The organism is Acrocarpospora macrocephala (assembly GCF_009687865.1).
Classification (GTDB): Bacteria; Actinomycetota; Actinomycetes; order Streptosporangiales; family Streptosporangiaceae; genus Acrocarpospora; species Acrocarpospora macrocephala.
On record NZ_BLAE01000008.1, the window covers coordinates 1 to 8572 of the forward strand.

At 67.0% G+C, this 8572-nt stretch carries 8 protein-coding genes; 2 read left to right on the plus strand and 6 right to left on the minus strand.

All coding sequences use genetic code 11. The features are described 5' to 3' along the window. Positions 1-92 precede the first annotated feature (92 nt). The 5 genes from Amac_RS06965 to Amac_RS06985 all read right to left on the minus strand — a co-directional run bounded on the left by Amac_RS06965 (position 93) and on the right by Amac_RS06985 (position 3994). On the minus strand, positions 93-1154 hold the full coding sequence (locus Amac_RS06965) for an aspartate-semialdehyde dehydrogenase (RefSeq protein WP_155353499.1): 1062 nt from the start codon (positions 1152-1154) through the stop codon (positions 93-95). Continuing rightward, positions 1151-2425, minus strand: a complete 1275-nt coding sequence (locus Amac_RS06970; protein ID WP_155353500.1) for an aspartate kinase — start codon at positions 2423-2425, stop codon at positions 1151-1153. The genes Amac_RS06965 and Amac_RS06970 overlap by 4 nt, the downstream gene beginning before the upstream one ends. A 90-nt stretch (positions 2426-2515) precedes the next feature. Beyond that, entirely contained in the window at positions 2516-3046 is a 531-nt protein-coding gene (locus Amac_RS06975; RefSeq protein ID WP_155353501.1) for a DUF5063 domain-containing protein, read from the minus strand. Continuing rightward, positions 3039-3638 (minus strand): recombination mediator RecR, encoded by a 600-nt coding sequence (gene recR, locus Amac_RS06980; RefSeq protein WP_155353502.1) that lies wholly within the window; start codon positions 3636-3638, stop codon positions 3039-3041. Before recR ends, Amac_RS06975 begins: the two co-directional genes overlap by 8 nt. 5 nt (positions 3639-3643) lie before the next feature. After that, entirely contained in the window at positions 3644-3994 is a 351-nt protein-coding gene (locus tag Amac_RS06985; protein ID WP_155344937.1) for a YbaB/EbfC family nucleoid-associated protein, read from the minus strand. A 311-nt stretch (positions 3995-4305) separates the two neighbouring features. Between Amac_RS06985 and Amac_RS06990 the strand changes: the two genes are divergently transcribed. Next, entirely contained in the window at positions 4306-5715 is a 1410-nt protein-coding gene (locus tag Amac_RS06990) for a helix-turn-helix domain-containing protein (protein ID WP_155353503.1), read from the plus strand. An 87-nt stretch (positions 5716-5802) separates the two neighbouring features. After that, positions 5803-6195 (plus strand): hypothetical protein, encoded by a 393-nt coding sequence (locus Amac_RS06995; protein ID WP_155353504.1) that lies wholly within the window; start codon positions 5803-5805, stop codon positions 6193-6195. A gap of 135 nt (positions 6196-6330) precedes the next feature. Here Amac_RS06995 and Amac_RS07000 read toward each other — a convergent pair whose 3' ends face one another. Continuing rightward, positions 6331-7335: a tetratricopeptide repeat protein gene (locus Amac_RS07000; protein WP_170322361.1), complete on the minus strand. Its 1005-nt coding sequence runs from the start codon at positions 7333-7335 to the stop codon at positions 6331-6333. Positions 7336-8572 lie beyond the last annotated feature (1237 nt).

Consider the following 8572-nt stretch of genomic DNA (forward strand, 5'->3'; position numbering starts at 1 on the left):
CCTTTGACTACACGCCACCCGAGGCCGGAGGCCGATGGGGCCGAGCGCGAGCGTCCCAAAGGGCGGGTGGGTGGGAGAACCACCTGGTCTCGTCAGAACTCCGTGGCGACGATGAGTTCTGCGATCTCCGCAGCGTTCAGGGCAGCTCCCTTGCGGAGATTGTCCCCGCACACGAACAGATCGAGCGTGTTCGGGAAGTCGATCGCCTGGCGGACTCGTCCCACATACGTCGGGTCGGTCCCGACCACGTCCGCGGGGGTCGGATACACACCGTTCGCCGGATCGTCCATCACGACCACCGTCGGCGCGGCGTTCAGGATCCGATGGGCGTCCGCCACCGTGACCTCGCCCGCGAAAGTCGCGTGCACGGCCAGCGAATGCGTAGTGATCACCGGAACCCGCACGCAGGTCGCGGACACCTTCAGGTCCGGAATGCCGAGGATCTTGCGCGACTCGTTGCGGAGCTTGAGTTCCTCCGACGCCCAGCCGTCCTCCTTGAGGGAGCCAGCCCACGGCACGACGTTGAACGCCACCGGAGCCGGGAACGGAGACTCCTCGGCCAGCTTGTTCTGGAGGGCCTTCCGGACATCACCGGCGGTCTGGCCGATCGTCCGGTCCCCGGCCAGGGCTTCGATCTCATCGTAAAGACGGGCGGAACCGGCGACTCCGGCCCCGGACACGGCCTGGTACGAAGCCACGACAAGCTCGCGCAGGCCGTACTCCGCGTGCAGGGCGCCCATCGCGGCCATCATCGAGAGGGTCGTGCAGTTGGGCGTGGAGACGATGCCGAGCGGGCGGGTTCTCGCGTCGTCGGGATTGACCTCGGGAACGACCAGCGGAACCTGCGGATTCATCCGGAAAGTTCCGGACTTGTCGATCGCGATGGCGCCGCGCGCGGCCGCGATCGGAACCCAGTCGGCGGAGACCTCGTCGGGCACATCGAAGATCGCGATATCCACGCCGTCGAAGACCTCGGGGGCCAGCGCCTGGACGACCACGTCCTCGCCGCGAACCGGTAGGACCTTCCCCGCCGACCGCGCCGACGCGACCAGCCGGATCTCGCCGTAAATGTCCGCGCGGGACGAGATGATCTCGCGCATCACGGTGCCGACGGCACCGGTCGCCCCCACCAGGGCAAGAGTGGGCTTGCTCATCGTCCGGTCCCCCCGTACACCACAGCTTCTACCTGGTCGGCGTCCAGATCGAACGCCGAGTGCGCGGCGTTGACGGCCGCGTCCACCTCGTTCTGCCCCACGATCACCGAGATCCGGATCTCCGACGTGGAGATCATCTCGATGTTCACCCCGGCGTCCGCCAGCGCCCCGAAGAACTTGGCGGTGACCCCCGGATGCGAGCGCATGCCCGCCCCGATCAGCGACACCTTCCCGATCTGGTCGTCGAAGAGCAGGCTCTCGAACACCACCTGATCCTGGATCTTCTTCAACGCGGTCAGCGCGGTCTGCGCGTCCGCCGTCGGCAGCGTGAACGAGATGTCGGTACGGCCGGTGGCCGCCGCGGACACGTTCTGCACGATCATGTCGATGTTGATCTCGGCATCCGCCAGCGTGCGGAAGATGGCCGCGGCCTCGCCCACCTTGTCCGGCACCCCGACCACTGTGATCTTGGCCTCGCTCCGGTCATGCGCCACGCCGGAGATGATGGGCTGCTCCATCTCGCTTCCTTCGGTCTTGGGATTGGAGAAGACCCAGGTGCCTTCCCTGGTGCTGAACGAGCTTCGTACATGGATCGGGACGCTGAACCTGCGCGCGTACTCCACGCAGCGCAGGTGCAGGATCTTGGCCCCGCAGGCCGCCATCTCCAGCGTCTCCTCGTACGATATGCGCGGGATCTTCTTGGCCCGCTTCACGATCCGCGGATCGGCGGTGAAGATGCCGTCCACATCGGTGTAGATCTCGCAGACGTCCGCCTGGAGGGCGGCGGCGAGCGCGACGGCCGTGGTGTCGGAGCCGCCGCGGCCGAGGGTGGTGATGTCCTTGGTGTTCTGCGAGACGCCCTGGAACCCGGCCACGATCGCGATGTGGCCGTTCCCGATGGACTCGCGCAGCCGCGACGGCGTCACATCGATGATGCGCGCCCTGCCGTGCGACGAGTCGGTGATCACGCCCGCCTGCGAGCCGGTGAAGCTGCGCGCTTCGTGCCCGAGGTTGGCGATCGCCATCGCCAGCAGCGCCATCGAGATGCGCTCCCCGGAGGTCAGCAGCATGTCCAGCTCGCGCCCCGGCGGGAGCGGCGACACCTGCTGCGCCAGCTCGAGCAGCTCGTCCGTCGTGTCGCCCATCGCGGAGACGATCACCACGACGTCGTTGCCGGCTTTTTTCGTCGCGACGATCCGCTGCGCCACCCGCTTGATGCAGGAGGCGTCGGCGACGGACGAACCACCATATTTCTGGACAACGAGCGCCACTGGAATGTCTCCCGTACTTCAGGATGTGGAGCTCACAGTCTAACGGCGCGTCTCACGACCCCAACTGGTTTAGTCCGCCATCTGGACAGCTCACACTGTGGTAGTCTCTTCGGCCACGTCAAGCCGGGTGTGCGCGACCAGCGCCTGCAAGGCCCGCAGCGCCGCCCCCGCGTGGTTCCCCCAGGTGTTGAAATACGAGTACTGCCACCACCACAACGCCTCAAGCGGACGCCCGGCCCGATAGTGGCGCAGCCCGTGAATCAGATCCGCCGCCACCGCCGTCAGATCATCCGACAGCCGGTACGGCGTGACCGCCGTGTCCTTGTACGGATCGAACACCTCGGCGTAATCGTCCACCGGGCCCAGCCGGGCGGCGAGAGCCGTACGCAACGGATCTATGTCGGGATCCTCGCTCAGCGCGGGCTCGAAGTTGCCCTGCAGGATCACGTCCTGCACCGCCGCGAGCTGGGTTCCGGCCAGGCTCACCTGGGCGACCTCGACCAGCAGCAGCGGCAGGATGGCGTCCCCGCCCTCCCCGCCCGCCAGCCGGGTCAGGCCGTCAAGATAGTTCTGCGCGTGCCCGGCAACCCGGTCGGCCAGCGCGCTCCACTCATCAAACATCCAGGAGCCTCCGTCCCTCGAATGCGCGGCCCAGGGTGACCTCGTCGGCATACTCGAGATCACCACCCACAGGCAGACCGCTGGCCAATCGTGTCACTCTGAGTCCCATGGGCTTGACGAGCCTAGCGAGATATGTGGCCGTCGCCTCGCCTTCCAGGTTCGGGTCGGTGGCCAGGATCAGCTCCGTCACCGCGCCGTCGGCCAGCCGGGCCATCAGTTCCCTGATCCGCAGGTCGTCGGGCCCGACGCCGTCGATCGGGCTGATCGCGCCGCCGAGCACGTGATAACGACCGCGGAACTCGCGGGTTTTCTCGATCGCGATGACGTCCTTGGACTCCTCCACCACGCAGATCACCTGGGGGTCGCGGCGCGGGTCACGGCAGATCCGGCACTCCTGCTCGGCGGCCACGTTCCCGCAGACCCGGCAGAAACGGACCTTCTCCTTGACCTCCAGCAGCGCGTGCGCCAGCCGCTTCACCTCGGCCGGATCGGCCGCGAGCAGGTGGAACGCGATCCGCTGGGCGCTCTTGGGACCGACGCCCGGCAGCAGCCCGAGTTCGTCGATCAGGTTCTGGACGACGCCTTCGTACATGACCGCTAGAACCCGGGGAGCTGGCCGAAGCCGCCCCCGCCGAGGCCCTGCGCGAGCGGGCCGAGCTTTTCCTGCTGGAGTTCGGCGGCGGCCCTGACCGCGTCCCGCACGGCGGCGATGACCAGGTCGGCGATGGTCTCCGCGGTCTCCTCGGGATCCTTGGGATCGATCGCCTTCGGGTCGATCGTGAGTTCGAGCAGCTCGCCGCTGCCGTTCACGGTCGCCACCACCATGCCGCCGCCCGAGGTGCCCTCCACCTGGGCGTCGTTCAGCTCCTGCTGGGCCGATGCGAGCTGCTGCTGCACCAGCTGGGCCTGCTCCAGCAACTGCTGCAGGTTCACATCTCCTGGGTTCACAATCGTGCACTCCTCAGCCGGATGGCGACATGCCGTCGCGACCGAGCCTACGGTGTTCGCGGCTCATCTGAACACCGGCGCACGGTGTGTGTTCCGCTCCATCGGGAGCCCCAGGCCGGGTCCCGGCCCCCCTCCAAGCGTCCGAGACCCGGCCTCAACCACTCCAGGTCGGCCGCGGCCCGGTGTGGTGCGCTTAACGTAGCCCGCCTAAGGTTGCATACAGGTTGCGATCAACCGGTTACTCATGGAGATTATCGTAATCGGTTGCGGGCCCCCTTCCGGTCCACGCAGGCTCGTCCGGGAAGGTTGGGATGACAATGCAGGAAACGCGACTCCGCCGGATGCACGAAGCCGTCATGTCCGGAAATATGCCGATCGGGGGGAGCCCCCGGAAGGTCATCTCCGCTTCCTGGCGGCGCTCGCTGGAGGCGGGGATCCACCCCGAGGTGCGGGCCGCGCCGCTCGTCTACGACGTGGGCGACATCGGGGACGCGCGCTCGGCGCATCCGCTGAACGAGGTGCTGCCGCTGCTGAACCACACCCTGCTGCAGATCGCCGACGAGGCCGCGCACATCATGGTGATCACCGACGCGGACGGGCACATCCTCTGGCGGGACGGGCATCGCGAGGTGCTCCGGCGCGCGGACGCGATCGGGCTGGCGGCCGGCTTCTCCTGGTCGGAGGAGGCGGTGGGCACCAACGGCATCGGAACCGCGCTGGCGACCGGGCGGCCGACGCCGGTGTACTCGGCGGAGCATCTGATCAGGGTGCTGCATCACTGGTCCTGCGTGGGGTCGCCGATCATCGATCCGGATACCGGGGCGGTGCTGGGGTGCGTCGACATCAGCGGCACCACCAAGTCGCTGCCGCCCGCGACCGTCGCGCTGGTCGGGGCCGCCGCCCAGCTCGCGGAGAGCCACCTGGCGTTGCGGATGCGAGAGTCCGACGAGCGGCTCCGGTGTCGGCACCGGAGCCGGTTACGGGCTTCCGGGCTGCTGGTGACCCCATCCGGGCGGGTCATCAGCGGGCTTGGCGGCGAGCGACTCACGCTGCCGGTGGGCAGTGATCGAATGGTGCTTCCGGACGGGCGATCCGCGCGGGTCGAATCCCTCGGAGACGCCTATCTGATCATGCCGTTCGGCGTCTCGGATCCGCCCCGCCTCAACCTCACCCTGCTCGGCGCCGAGCGCCCCCACGCCGAACTCGACGGCGCCCACGTGCCCCTCTCCCTCCGGCACGCCGAGATCCTCGCGCTGCTCGCCTCCCATCCGCGCGGGCTGACCGCCGATCAGCTGTCCTTCTTGCTGTACGGCGATGAGGGCAATCCGGTGACGATCCGGGCGGAGATCCATCGCCTCAGGGCGCAGCTTTCCGGTGCCGTGGCCGCGAAGCCGTACCGGTTGGTCGGGGAGGTCGAAGCGGACGTGCTCAGCGTCCGCCAGGCCCTCTCCGCCGGGGATCTGGCGACGATCGCGCGCCTGTATCAAGGGCCGCTGTTGCCGCGCTCCGAATCCCCCGCTGTGCGCCGCGAACGGGACGAACTAGATGCGCGGGTACGCTCCGAGTTCCTCGCCAAAGGGTCCATCGACGACCTGTGGACCTTCGCCCAGACCCCGACCGGCCACGACGACTGCGAAATCCTCGAACACATCATCACCAACACGTCCCCGCAGGACCATCGCCATGCGGCTGCCCGCGTGCGCCTCAATGCCGAAATGTAGGAGATCGTGTTGTTCGGTCGGTTGCTGGTGTTGTTTGTTGCTCTTGGGTCGACGTTGATGGGCGGGCCGGTGCGAGATGGCGGGACGTTGGATGGCTTCACGATCGGGTGGATTCCTGCGGGTGTGGGGGCGCAGGTCGCCGACTTCCCCTACGAGTGGGAGGACGTGAGTTTCGTCTCTCGCGTGTGGGAACGCGAGGTCGATGGCGTATCCCAGGTGGATCTCAAGATCGCTGTCATGCGTGGCCCTCGCTTGGCGACACTCGCTGATCTGCGGGCGTTCTTGGCCGAATATCACGAGCACGACCCGGGGGCTTGGCGTCTGGACGAGTTCCAGAACGGGGGTTCCCGGGGGTTCATCACTGAGTCCGAGGCGTTCTGGGTGAGTTCTGCCGGGGTGGGGGTGTCGGTCAGGATTCCGTCGGGTGGGGTTACGCGGGAGGAGCTTTACCGCACAGCTGTGTCCATCCGGCCCACGTGAGCCGCTCCTGGCCTGGGCTAGATGACGTGGTCGACGCCGCGCTGGACAAAGAAGCCACCACCGGGAGGATCACTCCTGGCAACCACTCGAGCAATGCGAGCGTCCGAAAGCGTCACCGGATCACGCCGACATGAGTCACGAACGCAGCCTTTGCTCGGATGTCCGCGCCAGCTCCACGACAAGCTCGCGCGCTCGGCGAAGAAGCCTGTGGTCTTCCCCCACCCGTCCGGCGAGAGCAGCCACAACATCCTGAGCATGCTGCCAGGCTTCATCAACACGGCCCATCCGCGCCAGCAGCCGGGCGAAGTTATGAATGCTCACCAACGTCGTCGGGTTGTCGGGACCCCAAACCCGCGTCTTGATCGCGATGGCGCGCGCATAGAGTCGTTCCGCCTCCTCGAAGTCGTCGCCGGCTGCCGCCACGGCGGCGAGATTTCCCAGATTCACCGCCACCTCGTGATGGTCCGGGCCGTAGGAGTTCGCAAAGATCTCGCACGCTCGGGTAACGCATTGCGCGGCCTCCTCGACTCGGCCGACATCGAACAGCAGACCACCAAGATTCGACAGATCCGCGGCGACCAGCACGGAATTTTCGCCGTGCCGGGCGGTGCGGATGCGAACCGACTCCTGCCCGGCCTCGATACCCGAGCGGGCATCCTCCCGCGCATGGGCGAGCCCGGCGATGTTGTGCAGGATCGTCGCGAGGGCGTCCTCGTCTTCGATGCTGCGAAGTTCCGTCTGCGCCAGCTCGTAATATCCGGCCGCGTCGTCGAAACGAGCGGTGTATCGGCTGAGCATGCCAAGCGCGTTCAAGCACATGCCATGGAGCAGGCGCGCCGCGCGGAGATGGGTGTTGACGTCGTCAGCGGCCGCGCGCAACTGCCTTTCGGCGTCGTCGTACTGCCCCAGCGCGGTCAGGATGTTGCCCAGGTCGACTCGAAGAGCGGCACGAGCAGCCAGCGCCCCGTCGGCTCCCTCGAAGATCGCTGCGATGCCGCAGCGCAGAATCCGCTCGGCGGCGAGGGCGTCCCCCCGCTCGAACGCCGCCGATGCCGCCTCCTGGTGCGCTACCGCACCCGGCGACACGTCACCCGTGGTGAGTAGGCAAAGATGGCAAGCAATACCGAGCTTGGCGGTCACATCTACGCTCCTGGGCTGGACGGGGATGGCATAGCACCTGGGACGGCCGGTCATCAGTGATGGCCGGCCGTCCCTGGAATCAGCCGACGATCTCAGAGTGGTTCATGGCGTAGGTGATCATCAGGTCCCCTCCTCACGGACTGGCTGGACAGTTCATGAACATCCGGACCGCTCACAAATATCCGCGAGCTGTTGCCATGCTGTTGCCGCTCATGTCTCTCCTGTCTTTCGACCGCGTCTCCCGCGTCCCTTTCCCCTTTGGCTCTCGCGCGGTGAGGCCGCCTTGCGGGCGGTGCTGCGCCGCCTCATCGTCCTGATGTTTCGGCTCAGTGGTGCATCCCAGGCTCGCGGGCCACGGGCCGGCGTTGTTCGCGGGGCTATCGAAGTATGTCGACTTGAAGCTCGTGAGCCGGCTGGAGTTCGGCTCGGGGGTCGTGGCGATGCGGTACGAGCCGAGAAGGTAGCCATCGGGCTTGCTAGCCCCGTTTTCCGCACATGCTGCATCGTTGCAGCTCAGTTGCTATACAAGATCCAGCACCTTAGGTGATCGCCCCAGGTCAATGGTGGTCACGTGCGGAATGCAGGGCTAGCCCGAGTCGGCCGCATCATGGAGCCCTGGTTCGCGGCTCTTGCGCGCCCAGCGCAGCGGTTCCCTCCGCGGCGGCCTACAACAACGCCTTAGCTTGGCCTCCCGAGCCAGCGCGGTGTGCGAATGCACAAGCCCCTGCAGCTCAACGCGCTGGCCACCCGTCATCTCCAAAGCCCCAGCCGCAGCCCACCCGCACTACAACAGATCACCATTTAAGCGACGCACCTCGATCAAGGGCGGTGGGTGGGAGAGCCACCGGCGGTGGAGGGCTTGTTAGGGGTGGGAGTGGTCGATTTCTTGAATTACTCGGCCGCCTAGTTCTCGTTGGAGGAGGGCTAGGCCGCTTAGTTCTTCAGCGTTGGTGTCGTTGAAGGGGTCTGATTCGGATGTGGTGGGGGTTTTGCGTGGGGGGATGGAATCTGGCCAGGCCTGGCGTGGGCCGGATTGGGCGGCGGCTCGGGCTGCGGATTTGGCGGCGGTGATGCCGGTGGTGGGTCCTGGCGAGGGTGGTGGGGGGGTGGGGGCGTCGAAGTCGTCTGATGGGGCGTCGGGCCAGGATTCGTCGGTGGTTGTGGGCTGGGCCGGCTTGGGTTCGGGAGGGGTTGGGTGTTTGGGGGTGGATGCGGCGCTTCGGGGAGTGGTTGGGGG

Coding starts and splice junctions, on each gene's coding strand:
- Amac_RS06965 (WP_155353499.1), bottom strand. CDS start 1,154: ATGAGCAAGCCCACTCTTGCCCTGGTGGGGGCGACCGGTGCCGTCGGC.
- Amac_RS06975 (WP_155353501.1), bottom strand. CDS start 3,046: ATGTTTGATGAGTGGAGCGCGCTGGCCGACCGGGTTGCCGGGCACGCG.
- recR (WP_155353502.1), bottom strand. CDS start 3,638: ATGTACGAAGGCGTCGTCCAGAACCTGATCGACGAACTCGGGCTGCTG.
- Amac_RS06990 (WP_155353503.1), top strand. CDS start 4,306: ATGACAATGCAGGAAACGCGACTCCGCCGGATGCACGAAGCCGTCATG.